The organism is Ochrobactrum sp. XJ1 (assembly GCF_024701725.1).
GTDB classification, from domain to species: Bacteria; Pseudomonadota; Alphaproteobacteria; order Rhizobiales; family Rhizobiaceae; genus Brucella; species Brucella anthropi.
In genome coordinates, this window is the sequence record NZ_VDGD01000011.1 from 85,094 (window position 1) to 104,183 (window position 19,090).

Genomic DNA, 19,090 nt, shown 5'->3' on the forward strand with positions numbered 1-19,090 from the left:
TGCGCTTAGTGGGAGCAACTGAAATGAAGAAATCCTTATTCTGCGGCGTCTGCCTTTCGGCACTGGTTGCGATGGGTGGCGTGTCCTTTGCCGACATCCAGCTCGGCGTCGGCGCACCGTTGACCGGCAGCCAGGCAGCTTTCGGCGAGCAGATCAAGCGCGGTGTCGAAGCGGCTGTCGCAGAAGCCAATGCCAAGGGCGGCATGAACGGCGAGCAGATCACCATCGTCTATGGCGACGACGCTGCCGATCCGAAGCAGGGCATTTCGGTTGCAAACAAGTTTGTGGGTGATGGTGTTCAGTTCGTTATCGGTCACTTCAATTCCGGCGTCAGCATTCCGACGTCGGACATCTATGCTGAAAACGGCGTGCTGATGATCGCGCCCGGCACCACCAACCCGACCTTCACCGAGCGCGAACTTTGGAACACGTTCCGCACCTGCCGTCGCGATGACCAGCAGGGCATCGTTGCCGGCAAATATATCGCCGACAATTACAAGGACGGCAAAGTCGCAGTCCTTCACGACAAGACCCCTTACGGTCAGGGCCTTGCCGACGAAACCAAGAAGTCGCTCAACGACAACGGCATGAAGGAAACGCTCTACGAAGGTGTAAACCAGGGCGACAAGGACTTCTCCGCGCTCATCTCCAAGATGAAGGCTGCTGGCATTACTGCTGTTTACTGGGGCGGCATGCATCCGGAAGCGGGTCTGCTCATCCGCCAGATGGATGATCAGGGCCTCAAGGCACAGTTCATTTCGGGCGATGGCATCGTGTCCAACGAACTTGCCTCGATTGCCGGTGATGCTGTTGGTGGTGTCATGAACACTTTCGGTCCCGATCCGCGCGACGACAAGTCGAATGCGGAACTCATCAAGGCTTTCCGTGACAAGGGTTTCGAGCCTGAAGCCTATACCTTCTATGCCTATGCCGGTGTGCAGTCGCTGGTCAATGCCGCCAATGCTGCCGCAAGCAACGACCCGCAGGAAGTTGCAACTGCGATGAAGGAAAAGGGTCCGTTCAAAACGGTGCTTGGCGACATCTCGTTCGACGCCAAGGGCGATCCGAGCCTTTCGCCTTACGTCATGTTCGAATGGCGCAAGGGTGAAGACGGCAAGTATAATTACTTCCAGAAGTAATGGAGCATTTCCAGCAAAAGTGCGAAGCGGTTTTGCGTTGGATAATGCGAGAACACAGATGCTTAGAGCGGTTCTGATGATTGCTTCATAATAGGAACCGCTCTTGTGCCTGATATATTAGCATAAAGTGCTACAAAATTCATCAATCTGCCCGGCATTTAGTCGGGCATTTTGTTTTTATCTCCCTGTTGCACAGTTTGTTTGCGCTTGTGTCTATTGCAGGTTAAGCAATGGCGCCTTTGTCATTGCAGTTAGGGAGATCTGCCTTGTCTTTCGCCCAAAAGCCTATCCGGAAAATTCTGGTCGCCAACCGATCTGAAATCGCAATCCGCGTATTCCGCGCCGCCAATGAGCTGGGGCTCAAAACGGTGGCCATATGGGCTGAGGAAGACAAACTTTCCCTGCATCGCTTCAAAGCCGATGAAAGTTATCAGGTCGGTCGCGGTCCGCATCTGGATCGAGATCTTGGTCCGATTGAAAGCTATCTTTCTATCGATGAGATTATCCGCGTCGCCAAGGTTTCGGGCGCCGATGCGATCCACCCCGGCTATGGCCTTTTGTCCGAAAGCCCGGAATTCGCCGAAGCCTGCGCAGAAAACGGCATCATCTTCATCGGCCCAAAGCCTGAGACCATGCGCCGCCTCGGCAACAAGGTTGCGGCCCGCAATCTCGCCATTGAAATCGGCGTGCCGGTGGTGCCTGCCACCGATCCGCTGCCGGACGATATAGAAGAAGTAAAGAAGCTGGCGGCAGAAATCGGCTATCCGCTGATGTTGAAGGCAAGCTGGGGCGGTGGCGGTCGCGGCATGCGCGCCATCCGCGCCGAAGCCGATCTTGCCCGCGAAGTCACGGAAGCCAAGCGCGAGGCCAAGGCTGCATTTGGCAAGGATGAGGTCTATCTCGAAAAGCTGATTGAACGCGCGCGCCATGTCGAAGTGCAGATATTGGGCGATACCCATGGCAATGCGGTTCATCTTTTCGAGCGTGACTGCTCGATCCAGCGCCGTAACCAGAAGGTGGTGGAGCGGGCGCCGGCACCTTATCTCGATGATGCGCAGCGTCAGGAACTGGCAAGCTATGGCCTGAAGATTGCCCATGCCACCGATTATATTGGCGCCGGTACAGTCGAATTCCTGATGGATGCCGATACGGGCAAGTTCTATTTCATCGAGGTCAATCCGCGTATTCAGGTCGAGCACACGGTTACCGAACAGGTTACCGGCATCGATATCGTCAAGGCGCAGATTCATATTCTCGAAGGCTTTGCCATCGGCACGCCGGAATCGGGTGTGCCGCGTCAGGAGGACATTCGCCTTAATGGCCATGCGCTCCAGTGTCGTATCACCACGGAAGACCCGGAACAGAACTTCATTCCTGATTACGGTCGCATTCAGGCCTATCGTTCGGCATCGGGTTTTGGCATTCGTCTCGATGGCGGCACGGCCTATTCGGGTGCGTTCATCACCCGCTACTACGATCCGCTGCTCGTCAAGGTGACCGCTTCAGGCTCTACGCCTCTGGAAGCCATCCGCCGTATGGATCGCGCCTTGCGCGAATTCCGTATCCGCGGTGTGGCGACGAATCTCACCTTCCTCGAAGCGATCATCAATCATCCGAAGTTTCAGGCAAACGACTACACGACGCGCTTCATCGACACGACGCCGGAACTGTTCGAGCAGGTCAAGCGGCAGGATCGTGCCACCAAACTTCTGACCTATATCGCCGACGTGACGGTCAATGGCCATCCAGAAACCAAGGGGCGCGCAAAGCCGGCTAAGGATGCCGCCAAGCCGCGCGTGCCGTGGTTCGGTGATAAGCCGGTCGTTGATGGCACCAAGCAACGTCTGGACCAGCTTGGACCGAAGAAGTTCGCGGAATGGGTGCGCAACGAAAAGCGTGCGCTGATTACCGATACGACCATGCGTGACGGCCATCAGTCGCTTCTGGCGACGCGCATGCGCACATACGACATTGCCCGCATCGCCAATTCCTATGCGCAGGCACTGCCGAATCTGTTTTCGCTGGAATGCTGGGGCGGTGCGACCTTCGACGTTTCGATGCGCTTCCTCACCGAAGACCCGTGGGAGCGTCTGGCGCTGGTGCGTGAAGCGGCGCCGAACCTTCTTCTGCAGATGCTTTTGCGCGGTGCAAACGGCGTCGGCTACAAATCTTATCCTGATAATATCGTAAAATATTTCGTGCGCGAGGCAGCACGCGGCGGCATCGATCTGTTCCGCGTTTTCGACAGTCTGAACTGGGTCGAAAACATGCGCGTATCGATGGATGCGGTGCTGGAGGAAAACAAGCTCTGCGAAGCAGCGATTTGTTACACAGGTGATATTCTCAATCCGGAACGCGCCAAGTATGACCTCAAATATTACGTCAATCTGGCGAAGGAAGTTGAAAAAGCTGGCGCGCATATCATTGCGGTGAAGGATATGGCGGGGCTTTTGAAGCCTGCCGCGGCCCGCGCCCTGTTCAAGGCGCTACGCGAGGAAACCGATCTGCCGATCCATTTCCATACGCATGATACGTCGGGCATTTCGGCGGCGACCGTACTTGCTGCGATCGATGCGGGTGTGGATGTGGTCGATGCGGCGATGGATGCGCTCTCCGGCAACACATCGCAGCCTTGCCTCGGTTCCATTGTCGAGGCACTGCACGGTTCCGAGCGCGATCCGGGCCTTGATCCGGATTCGATCCGCCGCATCTCTTTCTATTGGGAAGCCGTACGCAACCAGTATGCGGCTTTCGAAAGCGACCTCAAGGGACCAGCTTCAGAAGTTTATCTGCATGAAATGCCGGGTGGTCAGTTCACCAATCTGAAGGAGCAGGCCCGTTCGCTGGGACTTGAAACCCGCTGGCATGAGGTGGCGCAGGCCTATGCTGATGTGAACCGCATGTTCGGCGATATCGTCAAGGTCACGCCATCCTCCAAGGTTGTGGGCGACATGGCGTTGATGATGGTCAGTCAGGACTTGACCGTCGCTGATGTCGAAAACCCGGCAAAGGATATTGCTTTCCCGGATTCCGTAGTGTCGATGATGCGCGGTGATCTTGGTCAGCCGCCATCGGGATGGCCGAAGGCGTTGCAGAAGAAGATTCTGAAGGGCGATGAGCCGTTTACCGTGCGTCCCGGCGCTCTGCTGGAACCTGCCGATCTGAACGCCGAGCGTGAAGGGTTCGAGGAGACGGTCGATCGCAAGATTTCCGATCAGGAATTCGCTTCGGCGCTGATGTATCCGAAGGTCTTCACCGACTATGCATCCGCGCAGGAAACCTATGGCCCGACAAGTGTTTTGCCGACTCCGGTCTATTTCTACGGCTTGAAGCCGGAAGAAGAAGTCTTCGTCGATCTGGAACGCGGCAAGACGCTGGTGATCGTCAATCAGGCGATGAGCGAAACCGATGAGAAGGGCATGGTGACGGTGTTTTTCGAGCTGAATGGTCAGCCGCGCCGCATTAAGGTGCCGAACCGTGCCAAAGGCGCTTCCGGCGGTGTGCGTCGCAAGGTGGAAGCCGGGAACGACAGGCAGGTTGGTGCACCGATGCCAGGTGTCGTATCAACGGTTGCCGTGGCGACCGGCCAGACGGTTACGCAGGGTGATGTGCTGCTTTCCATAGAGGCGATGAAGATGGAAACCGCCATCCATGCCGAACGCGATGGCACCATCGCGGAAGTGCTGGTGCGTCCCGGCGAACAGATCGATGCCAAGGATTTGTTGGTGGTGTATTCCGAATAACGCCAACAAGCGTCTTCCCGGGTCAAAGTTCAATGCCGCGCCGGTAAAAACGGTGCGGTTTTGTTTGCGCTTGCAGAGTTCCCAAAATCTGGTATGCATGTTTATGCCGATTTATGCATGATTGTGCATGATGGGAGGGTGGTGGTGACAGAGCTTCTGCTTCACGAAAGACAGGCGCGCATTCAGGAACTGCTACAGCAGTCTGGTCGTGTACTGGCGGCTGAACTGGCTGAAAGTTTCGGCGTGTCCGAGGATACGATCCGGCGCGATCTGCGCGAGATGGCGGCGGCAGGGCTCTGCAAGCGTGTCTATGGCGGCGCGTTGCGTGCCGTGCCCGAGCCTTCTCCGCTCGCAGAACGGGATTCCGAGCGACCACAAGCGAAGGCCGCCCTGGCTGCGGTCCTGGCGGAACTGGTCGAACCCGGCATGACGGTGTTTCTCGATGCATCTTCGGTGAATACGGCTCTGGCGCGACTTTTGGTCGAACGCGGTGAAGCCATCACCGTCGTCACCAATACGCCGTCTATCGCTGTAATTCTTATGGGCTCGCCGGAGATTGAGCTGATCATGATTGGTGGTCCCATCGACCGGCGGGTGAGTGCCGCCGTCGGGGCGCGCGCCTTGCGTGATGCGGAACTGCTGCGGCCTGATCTTTGCGTTTTGGGCGCGTGCGGTATTGCCGCCGAAATCGGCGTAACGGCGCTGCATCTGGACGATGCGGAATTCAAGCGAGTTATAGCCGGACGCAGCCGGGTGGTGGCACTGGCCATTACGAGCGACAAGCTCGGTACGGTTGCCGCCCATGATGTCGTTCCCTTGGACGATGTCGGTGTCATGGCTGTCGAATATGATGCGGATGAAGCAGCGCTTGCGCCCTATGCGACATCGGATATGAAGATTTTACGTGCGGCAGCGGACCGCAACTGAGGGACAGATGGAACAGGTTTCCGGACGCGAAGATGCGGCGCCTGCGCGTGCGCCGATTGTAACCAGAGAGCGGATTGCCGTTGCGCTACTCTTTCTGATGAACGGCTATATTTTCGGCGGCTGGGCCCCGAAAATTCCGGAATTTGCCGAACGCCTCGGACTTGATAGTGCAGGCATGGGGTTGATGATCCTCGTCTTCGGCCTTGGTTCTCTGGCCATGATGCCGGTCGCAGGTGCGCTTTCAGCGCATCGCGGTTCGGGCATGGTGGTGCGCATTTTTGCACTCGCCTTTATCCCGGCGCTGCTCATCATCGCACTGGTGCCGAATGTGGTCACGGCTGTGATCGTGATGTTCTATTTCGGCGGAACCATGGCTGCGATGGATGTGTCGATGAATGCCAATGCGGTTGCGGTCGAGAAAAAAATGCGCCGGGCAATCATGTCGTCCTGCCATGCATTCTGGAGCCTCGGCGGCCTCATCGGTGCTGCGACAGGCGGCTTTCTTATCGCGCAATTCGGATCGACCGTTCATGCGCTGGTGACGACAATTGTCGCCGCAATCCTGATTGCTATCGCATGGCCTTCGATCATCCCGGACACGGAGCATCATCATCCAAGCGGCGAAAAGCAGAAGCTGACCTTGCCGCGTAATCCTCTGCCATGGCTTGTCGGTGTCATGGCGCTGTTTTCCATGGTGCCGGAAGGGGCGATTCTCGATTGGGGCGCCTATCATATGCGCCAGGATCTGGGTGCTTCCGTCACGGTGGCAGGCTTCGGCTTCGCAGCTTTCTCGGGCTCAATGGCCATCATGCGTTTTGCAGGCGATCTGGTCCGCGACCGGTTCGGTGCAGTCAAAACCCTTCGTGCCTGCACGATCATTGCAATCATCGGCATGCTGATCGTCGGTTTCGGAAACAGCTCAGCAACGGCGATTATCGGCTTCGCGATCTGCGGGATCGGTATTTCCAACATGGTGCCGATCGCCTTCTCGATGGCTGGTAACATGCCGGGCGTCAATCCGAGTGTCGGCCTGTCCATCGCAACGACGCTTGGTTATTCCGGCATGCTGGTGGCGCCGTCGCTGATCGGTTTTGTTGCCAAGCATAGCGGCTTTGGCGTGGTGTTTCTGGCGCTTCCGGTCTTGCTGCTGGTCGTGCTGGCCTTTTCAAGTCTGGCCCGATACGCGGATCATAAGCACTGAACTTTCTTAATGACGCGCATCTTATCCGAAAACCGGTTTCCACTTTTCGAGATGCGCTATTCGGCAGTCCACCCGCCGTCGACGGGAATGGCAGCGCCATTGATCTGCGCTGCCGCATCGCTTGCGAGGAAAGCGGCAAGGGCGCCGATCTGTGCGGTGGTGACGAATTCCTTCGTCGGCTGCTTATCTAGCATCACTTCGCGGATCACGGTTTCGCGGTCCATGTGGTAGGCCTTCATCTGGTCCGGTATCTGCGCTTCGACAAGCGGCGTCAGCACATAGCCGGGACAGATGGAATTGGCCGTGATCTTTGCGGTTGCAAGTTCCAGCGCCAGTGTTTTGGTAAAGCCGACAATGCCATGCTTGGCGGCAACATAAGCCGACTTGAACGGCGATGCCACGAGGCCGTGGGCTGAAGCGATATTGATAATGCGGCCCCAGCCAGTCTTGCGCATATGCGGGATCGCGGCAGCCGAGGTGTGAAAGGCCGATGTCAGGTTTATCGCGATGATGCGGTCCCATTGTTCGGCCGGAAACTCCTCGACGGGAGATACATGCTGGATACCGGCGTTGTTGACGAGAATGTCCACACTGCTGAATTGCTTTACCGTTTCTGCGATCAGTGCGCGGCATTGGTCGGCCTTCGACATGTCGGCCGCAATATAGACCACGCTGACGCCATGTTCCTCGCCGAGCTTGCGTGCGAGGGTATGATCCTCCTCACGGTCGGTGAATGAGTTGATCACGACGTTGTGTCCTGCCGCCGCCAGCGCATGGGCTATACCGAGGCCGATCCCGGAATTCGATCCGGTGACGATTGCGGTCTTGCAGGCAGATGCAGCATTCATGCGTGATTTCCTCCTTGTTCCCGGTGACATAATGAGAGGGCGACAAGGCAACGGCAAGCGATTATATAAAGCGAGAGCCGGATATACGCAGACCCAGATATATGCGGGCCTCAATATAGGCGGGCGTTGACATTCGCGTCGCGCTGCGCCACCTGAGAACAGGTACAGTTAAGAACAGAGCAAAATGTCTTCCGAGGCCGTCAGCTATTTTTCGCATCCATTTCCTCGTCGCCAGTCGGTTGGCGTCAGTGTCGGTGGCGTTATCGTCGGCGGCAGTGCGCCCGTCGTCGTGCAGTCAATGACCAACACGGACACAGCGGATGTGGACTCTACGGTCGCGCAGGTGGCTGCACTTCACCGTGCCGGTTCGGAAATCGTGCGCATCACGGTGGATCGCGATGAATCGGCTGCTGCCGTGCCTAAAATCCGCGAACGGCTGGAACGTCTGGGGCATGATGTGCCGCTGGTCGGTGACTTCCATTATATTGGTCACAAGCTGCTGGCCGATCATCCGGCCTGTGCGGAAGCACTTGCAAAATATCGCATCAATCCGGGCAATGTCGGTTTCAAGGACAAGAAGGACAAGCAGTTCGCCGATATCGTCGAAATGGCGATCCGCTATGACAAGCCGGTGCGCATCGGCGTGAACTGGGGTTCGCTCGATCAGGAACTCCTGACCACGCTGATGGATCGTAATCAGGATGCGGGCGCGCCATTGAGCGCGCAGGAAGTCATGCGCGAGGCCATTGTGCAGTCGGCTCTGATTTCCGCCAATCTTGCCGAAGAGATCGGTCTTGGCCGCGACAAGATCATCCTGTCGGCCAAGGTCAGTCAGGTGCAGGACCTGATTGCCGTCTATACGATGCTGGCGCAGCGTTCCAATCATGCGCTGCATCTGGGCCTCACTGAAGCCGGCATGGGCACCAAGGGCATTGTCGCCTCGTCGGCGGCCATGGGTATCCTGTTGCAGCAGGGCATCGGCGACACAATCCGCATTTCGCTTACCCCGGAACCCGGCGGCGACCGCACCCGTGAAGTGCAGGTGTCACAAGAGCTTCTGCAGACCATGGGTTTCCGGCAATTTATTCCGATCGTTGCGGCGTGTCCCGGTTGCGGTCGCACGACGTCGACCGTGTTCCAGGAACTGGCCCAGACCATTCAGGACGATATCCGCCGCAACATGCCGGTCTGGCGCGAGAAATATCCCGGCGTGGAAGCGCTGTCGGTCGCCGTGATGGGCTGCATTGTCAACGGGCCGGGTGAATCGAAGCACGCTGATATCGGCATCTCGCTTCCCGGCACGGGCGAAACGCCGTCCGCACCGGTCTTTGTCGATGGCAAGAAAGTCACGACGTTGCGCGGTCCTGCTATTGCCGAGGACTTCCAGAAAATGGTTGCCGATTACATCGAGAACCGCTTCGGACTTGATCAGAAAATCGCTGCTGGCCAGAACTAAGCGGTACAGGTGACCGCGCGCGTAGCGGTCTCTGGTGTAGCCTTTAATGTTGCTGCCCAGAAGATGAGCGTGACAAGGCTGATGCCTGCGCCAAGCAGGCAAACGCCATTCCAGCCTGCATAAGCATAGACCCAAGTTGAAACCGCCGAACCGCTTGCGCTGCCGATGGAATAGAAAACCATATAGGCGGCGGTGAGTCTGTTCTGCGCGTCTGGGCGTACACGGTAGATCATCGCCTGATTGGTGACGTGGACAGCCTGAAGGCCGAAGTCGATAATCAGCACACCTGCGATTAGCCAGAGCAGTGAATGTTCCAGCAAGGCTATCAGACCCCATGACACGAACATCAGCAGCAAAGCGATGCCTGTCATCCGCTGGGCATAACCCCGGTCGGCAACACCGCCAGCACGCGACGCGGCAAGCGCTCCGGCAGCACCTGCCAGTCCGAACAGACCGATCTCAGCATGGCTCAGTTCGAAGGGTGGTGCGCTGAGCGGCATGACCAGTGGTGCGAGCAAAGTGGTAATATTGGCGAAGATCAGCATGGCTATGATGGCGCGAATGCGCAGTACCGGCTCGGAGCGAAACAGCGTCACAAGCGACAGAATGAGTGCCGGATAGCTGACGCTGGTCGGCCGCCGCTTCTGGTCGGGCAGGCTGCGCCACAGCAGGAGCGCGATCAAAAGCGTGAGAATAGAGGAAACGAAGTAGACGCTGCGCCAGCCGCCAATGTCGGTGAGGGCGCCAGCTATCGCGCGCGCCAGCAATATGCCGAGCACGATGCCGCTGGTTACGATGCCAACCACATGGCCGCGTCGCGCCGGTGCTGCGAGGCTGGCCGCATAGGCGACAAGTGCCTGTGTGACGACGGCGAGCAGGCCCATAGTGGCCATGGCGACCAGAAGCACGGTGGCATTGGCCGCAAAGCCGATTGCGATCAGGGACAGGACCGACAGAAGGAAATGCGTGATGATCAGCTTTCGCCGGTTGAAGAGGTCGCCAAGCGGGACGAGAAAGATCAAGCCGATTGCATAGCCGAGCTGGCTGGCGGCGACGATGAGGCCTGCTGTTGAGCGTTTGAGGCCAAGGTCGTCAGCCATCACATCGAGCAGCGGGTGAGCAAAGTAGACATTGGCTACCGCCAGTCCGCTTGCAGCCGCAAACAGAAAAAGGGTAGTCGAGGAAAGCAAAGGGCGTGCATCAGGGTTCGCGGACAGCGTTGCGGCCGCGTGGGTTGAAGGTTGCATGACGGACTCCTGCAAAACGGTTTTAAAATGAAACCATTTTGCTTGTAGCTAAAAAGGTTTTATATTGCAACCAGATTGCAATCTGTGGAGTTAACATGGTTCGAAAGAAAAGCATGAAAGGCGATTATTGCCCGAGTGCACGCGCGCTTGATGTGATCGGCGACTGGTGGTCGCTGCTGATCGTCCGTGAAGCCTTCGACGGCGTGACACGTTTCAGCGCCTTTCAGAAGAATCTCGGAATCGCCCGCAATATTCTCTCGGAACGTCTGCGCAAGCTGACGGGAGAGAGAATCATGGAATCCGTGCCAGACCCTAATGGCGGCGCGCATCAGGAGTATCGCCTGACGGCAAAAGGGCGCGATCTGCTGCCTGTCATCGTGTCGCTCAGGCAATGGGGAGAAAAGCATCTCTTTGCGCCGGGTGAAACTCATTCGCGTCTTGTCGACAGCGTTTCAGGCGAGGACGTGGCCGCGCTTGATGTGCGTTCTCAGGACGGGCGCATGCTTTCCGCTGACGATGTGGTTATCGTCAAGGTACGTGAAGACGATCTTTAAATCGTTGTTTTTACGCATTATCCTGAGCAAAATCGGTTTCCGCTTGCGGGAGACATGGTCTAGCTCTGCCGTTCGGCGATGAAGCGGGCGGCCTGTTTCAGGATATCTGCGTCCTTGCCAAAGGGTGCCAGCAAGCTTTCCGCCTGGGTAACCAGTCCGGACAGTTGCTTGCGGGTCCAGTCGATGCCGTGGAGTGAAACCAGCGTGGCCTTTCCGGCGGCGGCATCTTTACCAGTGGCCTTGCCCATCGCCTCGGCGTCAGCGGTCACGTCCAGAAGATCGTCCGCCAGCTGGAAGGCAAGGCCAATAGCGGAGCCGAATTCGGCCATGCGCTCGCGGTCTTCGCTGGATGCATTGGCGATGATGGCTCCGGCCTCGCAGGCGAAACGGATCAATGCGCCAGTCTTCATTGCCTGCAACGTGATGATGCCGGCTTCGTCAGGCTTGCTGGTTTCGGCCATCAGATCGAGAGCCTGTCCGCCCACCATGCCGCCGAGACCGGATGCGCGGGCGAGCGCTGAAACCAGTTGCAGGCGAATTGCTGCATCGAGATCGGTTTCATCCGACGAGATGATGTCGAAAGCATAGGTCAGAAGGCCGTCACCGGCCAGAATGGCGGCAGCTTCATCAAATGCTTTGTGCACGGTCGGCTGGCCGCGCCGCAGGTCATCGTCATCCATGGCTGGCAAATCGTCATGGACAAGCGAATAGCAGTGAATGCATTCGAGCGCGGCAGCAACACGCAGAACGGCGTTGCCACCTTTGCCGAACAAAGCGGCACTTTCGACAACGAGAAAAGGCCGGAGGCGCTTGCCACCGTTCAGGACACCGTGCCGCATGGCGGCGAGCAGCCGTTCGGGGCGGGCGATTTCTCCCGTCTTGAGGCGCTGGTCCAGAAGGCCCGTCAGTGCCATTTCTACTTCCATGGCACGACGGTTGAGAATGGCGGTGAAATCGGTCGACAGCTTTTCCATGTCAAAGGGGATGGACGAAAGCGCTGATTTGGTCAACTGGCCACAACGATCAGCACAGGCTTTTTCATTTGAACGTCACGAAACGGCGTGTTTCGACTTGTTTCCCCGGTTGGATTATGGAATCCGGTTCAAACTTATTAAGGAATGGTTTATGTCGCTTGGGGGAAGGTAGCAGGCGGTGGCAGTGGCAAAAATCATCATCAAGAGCAAAGATGGACGCAATTATCTGGCGGATCCTGTTTGGGGTGCCCGGATTGCTCTCGCGCTCAAGATTCTGGTGATTCTGGCCGTGCTGCCGATTTTCCTGCTTTTCGTCTATTCCGTACCCTTTGTCCGCCCGATCTCGACCCTGATGGTCAAGGACTATGTTTTGTTTCAGGGCGTGGACCGTAGATGGGTCAGTATCGACGATATCGCGCCGGTTCTCGTCAATTCGGTAATGATGGCCGAGGACGGCCAGTTCTGCAGCCATGGCGGGGTGGACTGGCATCAGCTGGGGCTGGTTCTGGACGATACGGGCGAGGGCGGTCCGAGCCGCGGCGCTTCCACGATCACGATGCAAACCGTGAAGAACCTCTTCCTGTGGAATGGGCGCTCCTATGTCCGCAAGGGGCTCGAATTTCCGCTGGCGCTGGCTGCCGACGGTATTCTGTCCAAAAAGCGCATTATGGAAATCTATCTCAATATCGCCGAGTGGGGACCGGGCATTTACGGAATCGAGGCCGCAGCCCAGCATCATTTCAAGCGCCCGGCAGCAAAACTCAATGCGCAGCAATCCGCACTGCTTGCCGTCACGTTGCCAAACCCGGCCTTGCGCAACCCCGCCAAGCCGACGCGCAACATGCAGCGCATTGCCCGGATCGTAGCCGGACGCGCCGCACGGTCCGGTCCCTATGTGGTTTGCGTGCAATAAATGCATGATACGAAAAAAAGATAAGACTCCCGCTGGTCAAATGCCGTTAGAGCGTGTATAGGCACGTGACTTTCCGGAATTTTGTCCGATGTGACAGGCTCTTCGGGGCCGTGCCGGACGTTTATTGACCGATCAGTGGAGCTGGATCCATGGCAGTACCAAAACGAAAAACGTCTCCGTCGAAGCGCGGCATGCGCCGTTCGGCTGACGCTCTCAAGGCCCCGACTTATGTCGAGGACAAGAACTCGGGCGAACTTCGTCGTCCGCATCATATCGATCTGAAGAGCGGTATGTATCGCGGCCGTCAGGTCCTCGAAGCCAAGGAATAAGTCTGACGCTGCATTGCAGCCGAAAGATGGTTTTCAAAAACGCCGTTTCCGGTTTCCGGAAGCGGCGTTTTCTTTTGTGCGGCCTTCTCTGCAAACTGCATGAAAAAGGCCGCATGAAGCGGCCTTGATCGAGAACAATTATTGAAAATCAGCCTGCGTCAGATGCAAAGCCTGCGCCTTCGATGCCGGAAATGGCTGCAATCTCGTCATTGTCCGATGTGTCGCCGGAAATACCGACTGCACCGAGGATTTCGCCGCCTGCATCCTTTATCAGAACGCCACCCGGCACCGGCACGACCTTGCCGCCCGACACGCCCGAGAGGCCTTCCAGGAAGTGTGGACGGTCCTTTGCCTGATTGTTCAGCCAGCGTGAGCCGGTGCCGACCGCAAGCGCGCCATAGGCCTTGCCCGAGCCGATCTCGAAGCGGAGCATGGACGCGCCGTCCTGACGTTGGAAAGCCTTCACATGGCCGCCCGCATCGAGAACGCAAACAGCCAGCGGCTTCAGTTTCAGCTCCGCCGCCTTGGCAAAGGCACCGGCAATAATCCCATTGGCTTGTTCGAGCGTCAGTGAAGGCATGGATAATCTCCTATTTATAGCTAAATGTAATTTAGCGATCATGACCGGCAATGCACACTCCAATGCTGCTCGCCATGGGAAAAACACTTTATCGATTTTCATGAAGACGGTTGCTGACGCACTGCAAAGCTTGCCAAGGCCGGAATTTTGGTCTTTGTGTTGCGCAACATTTCAAGGAGGAAAGAATGTCCGACCAGAAAGCCATCGTCATTGCCAGCGCTGCGCGTACCGCAGTGGGCGCTTTCAACGGTGCGTTTGCCAATATCCCCGCACATGAACTGGGTGCGACGGTCATCAAAGGCGCGCTGGAACGCGCCGGTGTGGCGGCGACTGATGTGGACGAGGTTATTCTCGGACAGGTGCTGACGGCAGGTGAAGGGCAGAACCCGGCGCGGCAGGCAGCCATGGACGCCGGTTGCCCAAAGGAGACAACGGCCTTCTCGATCAACCAGCTATGCGGTTCGGGTTTGCGGGCGGTCGCGCTCGGCATGCAGCAGATTCTTTCCGGCGACGCCAAGATCATCGTGGCAGGCGGCCAGGAATCCATGTCCATGGCGCCGCATTGCGCGCATTTGCGTTCGGGCGTGAAGATGGGCGACTTCAAGATGATCGACACCATGCTGAAGGACGGCCTGACCGATGCCTTCAATGGCTACCACATGGGGATCACGGCGGAAAATATCGCCCGCCAGTGGCAGTTGACCCGCGCCGATCAGGATGAGTTCGCACTGGCCTCCCAGCAGAAGGCGGAAGCTGCACAGACTGCCGGCAGGTTCGAGGATGAAATCGTTCCCTTCACCGTGAAAGGTCGCAAGGGGGATGTAGTTGTCTCAGTAGACGAATATATCCGTCCCGGTACGACGATGGAGGCTCTGACCAAGCTGAGACCGGCTTTCGACAAGGAAGGAACGGTTACAGCGGGTAACGCATCCGGGATTAACGATGGCGCTGCGGCTGTCGTTCTGATGGATGCGGATGAGGCTGCCAAACGTGGTGTGAAGCCGCTGGCTCGCATCGTTTCCTGGGCGACGGCTGGCGTTGATCCGTCGATCATGGGAACGGGGCCGATTCCGGCGACGAAGAAGGCATTGGAAAAGGCAGGCTGGAGCGTCGGTGATCTCGATCTGGTCGAAGCCAACGAAGCCTTTGCTGCGCAGTCCTGCGCCGTTGTCCGTGATCTTGGCCTCAACCCGGATATCGTCAATGTCAATGGCGGAGCAATTGCGATCGGACATCCGATAGGTGCCTCCGGCGCGCGCGTTCTGACAACGTTGCTTTACGAAATGCAGCGCCGTGATGCCAAGCGCGGTCTGGCGACACTTTGCATCGGCGGCGGCATGGGCGTTGCCTTGTGCGTCGAGCGCGACTGACCTTCGCCTTTATCAGAACAGAGGCGGGCGGAGAAATAGCTCCGTTCGCCTTTTTGTTTCCGCAATGAGACGTTTGAAATCGGCGGGGTCGGGCATACGGAATTGCCGGAAAAGTTAATGCGAAATCGAAGAAATGCTCATCAAGGTTCGTCTGGTTTCGATTTTCTATGGTGTGTCGGGCACTTTGAACACCAGATGTGGTGAGAACAAATGGAGAAACTTTGCGGATCAGCGATTCGTCGCCGATTCGTTCCGGCTTTGGCCTGAAGGTTAATGAAGATCGTGTTCGCAACCGTTCAGGGATTAACGAACTATCAGTAATCATTAAGATTTTCTGAAGAATCGCCTTGCTACCGGAACAGCCTGTTGACAGGTTTTGCCAAAAGTTAACGGCGGTGTCGTTTCGCGTCAGGAAAACACAGAAAAGCGGAACATCCGATTCATCATATTGTGGGGTTTTGTGTTAGGCTTACTATATGTTGCCGTGAACAAAAGGCGAAGCTATCCGAGTCAGCGATTCGTCGCCGATTCGTTCCAGAGTCGTTCCAATCGTTAATCGACAAGTTATTGACCGGATGCGTATCGGTCGCCGAAAGGCTGGCAACTCGTCCATATTGAAACTTAACAGGAGCGCTTCCGGTGCAGGTCGTATAGTGCTATCGCAAGAACCAGCATCCAGCCCGTGACGGGCGCTTGTACCGGGAACCCGATTATTGGCATGAACCAACTCCCTGCCCATGATTTGCCGCTGACCTTGAGTGGCCGCGATGTGACTGCGGTGCTTGGGCCGACCAATACCGGCAAAACGCATCTGGCCATCGAACGCATGCTGTCGCATGGAAGCGGGATGATCGGCCTGCCGCTGCGCCTTCTGGCGCGCGAGGTCTATAACCGCGTCGTGGAACGGGTTGGTGCGGCCAATGTCGCGCTGGTCACAGGTGAGGAAAAGATCGTGCCGCCCGGCGCGCGCTATTCCGTCTGCACGGTTGAGGCCATGCCGCGCCGCACCGATGTGGCTTTCGTGGCCATCGATGAAGTGCAGCTCGCCGGTGATCTGGAGCGGGGCCATATATTCACCGACCGCATCCTGCATCTGCGCGGACGGCAGGAGACGCTCCTGCTTGGTGCAGGAACCATGCGCGGCATTCTGGAAAAGCTTCTGCGTGGCATCAATGTGGTGACGCGTCCGCGCCTGTCGCATCTGGCCTATGCAGGGTCCAAGAAGATTACCCGCCTGCCGAACCGTTCCGCCATTGTCGCCTTTTCCGCCGACGAGGTTTATGCGATTGCCGAACTGATCCGCCGCCAGCGCGGCGGGGCGGCGGTGGTGATGGGCGCGCTCAGCCCGCGCACACGCAATGCACAGGTAGAGCTTTACCAGTCGGGCGATGTCGATTTTCTGGTGGCGACCGATGCTATCGGGATGGGGCTCAATCTGGATGTCGACCATGTTGCCTTTGCGCAGAATCGCAAATTCGACGGCTATCAGTTCCGCGATCTGACGCCCGCAGAAGTGGGACAGATCGCCGGGCGTGCGGGCCGACACCTGCGTGACGGCACCTTCGGCGTGACGGGGCAGGTGCATCCGTTTGACGAAGAACTGGTCGAGCGGGTGGAAGCGCATAATTTCGATCCGGTGAAGGTCCTGCAGTGGCGAACGGCCCGTTTCGACTTTTCAACACTCGATTCCCTGCGATTTTCTCTGGAAACGCCCGCGCCGATCGAAGGATTGGCCAAGGCTTTGCCAGCCGTCGATCAACAAGCGCTTGAAAATTTGTCGAAAGACGAAGAGATTGTGCGGCTTGCCAAGACACCGGCACGCATTGAGCTTTTGTGGGACGCCTGCGCGCTGCCCGATTATCGCAAGATCGCGCCGGCGCAGCATGCCGATATCATTGCAACCATCTATCAGGATCTTGTCCGCCGAGGGAGCGTCGATGAAGATTATATGAGCGAACAGGTGCGCCGCGCCGATAGCACAGAGGGGGAAATTGACACCCTGTCGCATCGTGTGGCGCAAATTCGAACCTGGACTTTTGTGTCGCACAGGCCGGGATGGCTTGCCGATCCGACACACTGGCAGGAAAAGACGCGCGAAATTGAGGACAGATTGTCCGACGCGCTGCATGAAAGGTTGACGAAACGCTTTGTAGACCGCAGGACAAGCGTGCTTATGAGGCGCCTGAGAGAGAATGCCATGCTTGAAGCAGAAATCAGCCCTGCCGGAGACGTGATTGTCGAAGGCCACAATGTCGGGCAACTGGAAGGATTCCGTTTTACCGCTGACGTTCAGGCCGAGGGGCCGGACGCAAAGGCGGTGAAGTCGGCTGCACAAAAGGCGCTGGCCGCCGAGTTCGAACGCCGCGCGGAGCGCTTTGCTGCTGCGCCGAACGGCGATTTCGCGCTCGGCTCGGATGGCGTTATGCGCTGGGTTGGTGCAACGGTCGCAACGCTGGTTGCAGGTGATGACCTGCTGAAGCCGCGCGCGGTGATCCTGGCCGACGAACAACTTACCGGAGCGGCGCGCGACAAGGTTGCCGCGCGTATCGAACGGTTCGTCGCCCATCATATCGAAACCGTTCTGAAGCCGCTCACCGATCTGGCTGCCGCTGATGCCCTGACCGGCATGACACGCGGCCTTGCTTTCCAGATCGTCGAGAACCTTGGCATTCTTCCGCGCCGCGATGTGGCAGAGGAAGTGCGTGGGCTCGATCAGGATTCGCGCGCGGCGCTACGCCGTCTCGGTGTGCGTTTCGGCGCCTATCACGTATTCATGCCCATGCTGCTGAAGCCCGCTCCGGCTGGCCTCATCACGCTGCTCTGGGCGCTCAAGAATGATGGCCGCGAACGGGCCGGTTATGGCGACGTCGTGAATGTGTTGGCGGCTGGCCGCACGTCGGTCGTGGTCGATCCGGCGTTCGATCCGATGTTCTACCGTCTGGCAGGCTATCGCGTGCTGGGCCGTCGTGCCGTGCGCATCGATATTCTGGAACGACTTGCTGATCTGATCCGTCCGGCGCTTGCCTGGCGTCCGGGGTCCGGTGCGCGTCCGGATGGCGCTTATGACGGCGGACGGTTCATCGTCACGCCTGCCATGATGTCCATTCTCGGTGCGACCACCGACGATATGGAAGAAATCCTGAAGAGCCTCGGCTATCGTCACGAGGCCATGGAAGCCGCTGCCGTCACGGCGAAGCTTGCTGAGCTGGATGCTTTCGCGGCTGAAGCTGCCGCCAAGGAAGCTGGCGTTTCGCCGGTCGCAGAGGCTGAGAACCCTGCTGTGCCAGCGGCTGAACCTGTGCCCGCACCGGCGGTTGTTGTCGCTGAGACGGAAACCGAAGCCAAAGCGGAAGAAGCTGCATCTGTAGCGGCAGAAACCGAACCGGCAGGTGAAATCGCAGAAGCGGTGGTTGAAGAACCGAAGCCTGTTCTTCTGTGGCGTCAGGGGCGTTTTGAAGGCCGCAACCGCAATCAGGATCAGAACCGTCAGCGTCAAAATCGCGGTAACCAGAATCGTGGTCATCAGAACCGCGATCAGGGCGGCGAAGCACGCAAGTCGGAAGGCGGAGCAGAGCAGCAGGCGCGCAATGATCGTGGCGGCAAGCGCTTCGACAAGCAAAAGCGTCATGACGGCGAAGGCAAGCGCGAAGGTTCCAAGGGTGACTTCCGTGGTGGCAATCAGCGTCAGCCGAAGCGCGATCATGGTCATCAGGGCGGCAAACGTGTGGAGCAGGAACGTCCTGCACGTATCGATCCCGATTCGCCTTTCGCCAAGCTTCTTGCTCTGAAAGAGCAGATGAAGAAGTAAG

At 57.8% G+C, this 19,090-nt stretch carries 14 protein-coding genes; 10 read left to right on the plus strand and 4 right to left on the minus strand.

The window, feature by feature from the left end:
- Positions 1-23: 23 nt before the first annotated feature.
- The 4 genes from FG152_RS19935 (at position 24) to FG152_RS19950 (ending at position 7,010) form a co-directional block, all read left to right on the plus strand.
- Positions 24-1,139 (plus strand): branched-chain amino acid ABC transporter substrate-binding protein, encoded by a 1,116-nt coding sequence (locus tag FG152_RS19935; protein ID WP_010661452.1) that lies wholly within the window; start codon positions 24-26, stop codon positions 1,137-1,139.
- Between the two features lie 266 nt (positions 1,140-1,405).
- Positions 1,406-4,882: a pyruvate carboxylase gene (pyc, locus tag FG152_RS19940; RefSeq protein WP_010661451.1), complete on the plus strand. Its 3,477-nt coding sequence runs from the start codon at positions 1,406-1,408 to the stop codon at positions 4,880-4,882.
- 93 nt (positions 4,883-4,975) lie between these two features.
- A complete protein-coding gene (locus FG152_RS19945; protein ID WP_010661450.1) occupies positions 4,976-5,809 on the plus strand; it encodes a DeoR/GlpR family DNA-binding transcription regulator in 834 nt (277 codons plus the stop codon).
- Positions 5,810-5,816: 7 nt separating this feature from the next.
- On the plus strand, positions 5,817-7,010 hold the full coding sequence (locus FG152_RS19950; protein ID WP_010661449.1) for an MFS transporter: 1,194 nt from the start codon (positions 5,817-5,819) through the stop codon (positions 7,008-7,010).
- Positions 7,011-7,066: 56 nt separating this feature from the next.
- Here the strand turns inward: FG152_RS19950 and FG152_RS19955 are convergent, their stop codons facing one another.
- Positions 7,067-7,858 (minus strand): 3-hydroxybutyrate dehydrogenase, encoded by a 792-nt coding sequence (locus FG152_RS19955; protein WP_010661448.1) that lies wholly within the window; start codon positions 7,856-7,858, stop codon positions 7,067-7,069.
- Positions 7,859-8,042: 184 nt separating this feature from the next.
- Here FG152_RS19955 and ispG point away from each other — a divergent pair, with 184 nt between their 5' ends.
- Positions 8,043-9,314 carry a flavodoxin-dependent (E)-4-hydroxy-3-methylbut-2-enyl-diphosphate synthase gene (gene ispG / locus FG152_RS19960; RefSeq protein WP_010661447.1) on the plus strand — a complete coding sequence of 424 codons (1,272 nt, stop codon included), beginning with the start codon at positions 8,043-8,045 and terminating at the stop codon, positions 9,312-9,314.
- On the opposite strand, the gene FG152_RS19965 is transcribed toward ispG, so the two are convergent.
- Complete coding sequence (locus FG152_RS19965; protein WP_010661446.1) at positions 9,311-10,561, minus strand: MFS transporter; 1,251 nt, start codon at positions 10,559-10,561, stop codon at positions 9,311-9,313. The genes ispG and FG152_RS19965 overlap by 4 nt on opposite strands.
- Positions 10,562-10,656: 95 nt before the next feature.
- Between FG152_RS19965 and FG152_RS19970 the strand changes: the two genes are divergently transcribed.
- A complete protein-coding gene (locus tag FG152_RS19970; protein ID WP_029376281.1) occupies positions 10,657-11,115 on the plus strand; it encodes a winged helix-turn-helix transcriptional regulator in 459 nt (152 codons plus the stop codon).
- 59 nt (positions 11,116-11,174) lie between these two features.
- On the opposite strand, the gene FG152_RS19975 is transcribed toward FG152_RS19970, so the two are convergent.
- Complete coding sequence (locus tag FG152_RS19975; RefSeq protein WP_010661444.1) at positions 11,175-12,089, minus strand: polyprenyl synthetase family protein; 915 nt, start codon at positions 12,087-12,089, stop codon at positions 11,175-11,177.
- A gap of 184 nt (positions 12,090-12,273) precedes the next feature.
- On the opposite strand from FG152_RS19975, the gene mtgA reads away from it, so the two are divergent.
- Positions 12,274-13,002: a monofunctional biosynthetic peptidoglycan transglycosylase gene (gene mtgA, locus FG152_RS19980; RefSeq protein ID WP_029376280.1), complete on the plus strand. Its 729-nt coding sequence runs from the start codon at positions 12,274-12,276 to the stop codon at positions 13,000-13,002.
- A 149-nt stretch (positions 13,003-13,151) separates the two neighbouring features.
- The gene (rpmF, locus tag FG152_RS19985; protein WP_006467787.1) at positions 13,152-13,331 is read left to right on the plus strand and encodes a 50S ribosomal protein L32; all 180 of its coding nucleotides are present in this window, start codon (positions 13,152-13,154) and stop codon (positions 13,329-13,331) included.
- A gap of 148 nt (positions 13,332-13,479) precedes the next feature.
- On the opposite strand, the gene FG152_RS19990 is transcribed toward rpmF, so the two are convergent.
- Positions 13,480-13,911, minus strand: coding sequence for a GlcG/HbpS family heme-binding protein (locus FG152_RS19990; RefSeq protein WP_010661442.1), 432 nt, complete (start codon positions 13,909-13,911; stop codon positions 13,480-13,482).
- Between the two features lie 185 nt (positions 13,912-14,096).
- On the opposite strand from FG152_RS19990, the gene FG152_RS19995 reads away from it, so the two are divergent.
- Positions 14,097-15,281, plus strand: a complete 1,185-nt coding sequence (locus tag FG152_RS19995) for an acetyl-CoA C-acetyltransferase (protein WP_010661441.1) — start codon at positions 14,097-14,099, stop codon at positions 15,279-15,281.
- A 718-nt stretch (positions 15,282-15,999) separates the two neighbouring features.
- On the plus strand, positions 16,000-19,089 hold the full coding sequence (locus tag FG152_RS20000; RefSeq protein WP_010661440.1) for a helicase-related protein: 3,090 nt from the start codon (positions 16,000-16,002) through the stop codon (positions 19,087-19,089).
- Position 19,090: the final 1 nt, after the last annotated feature.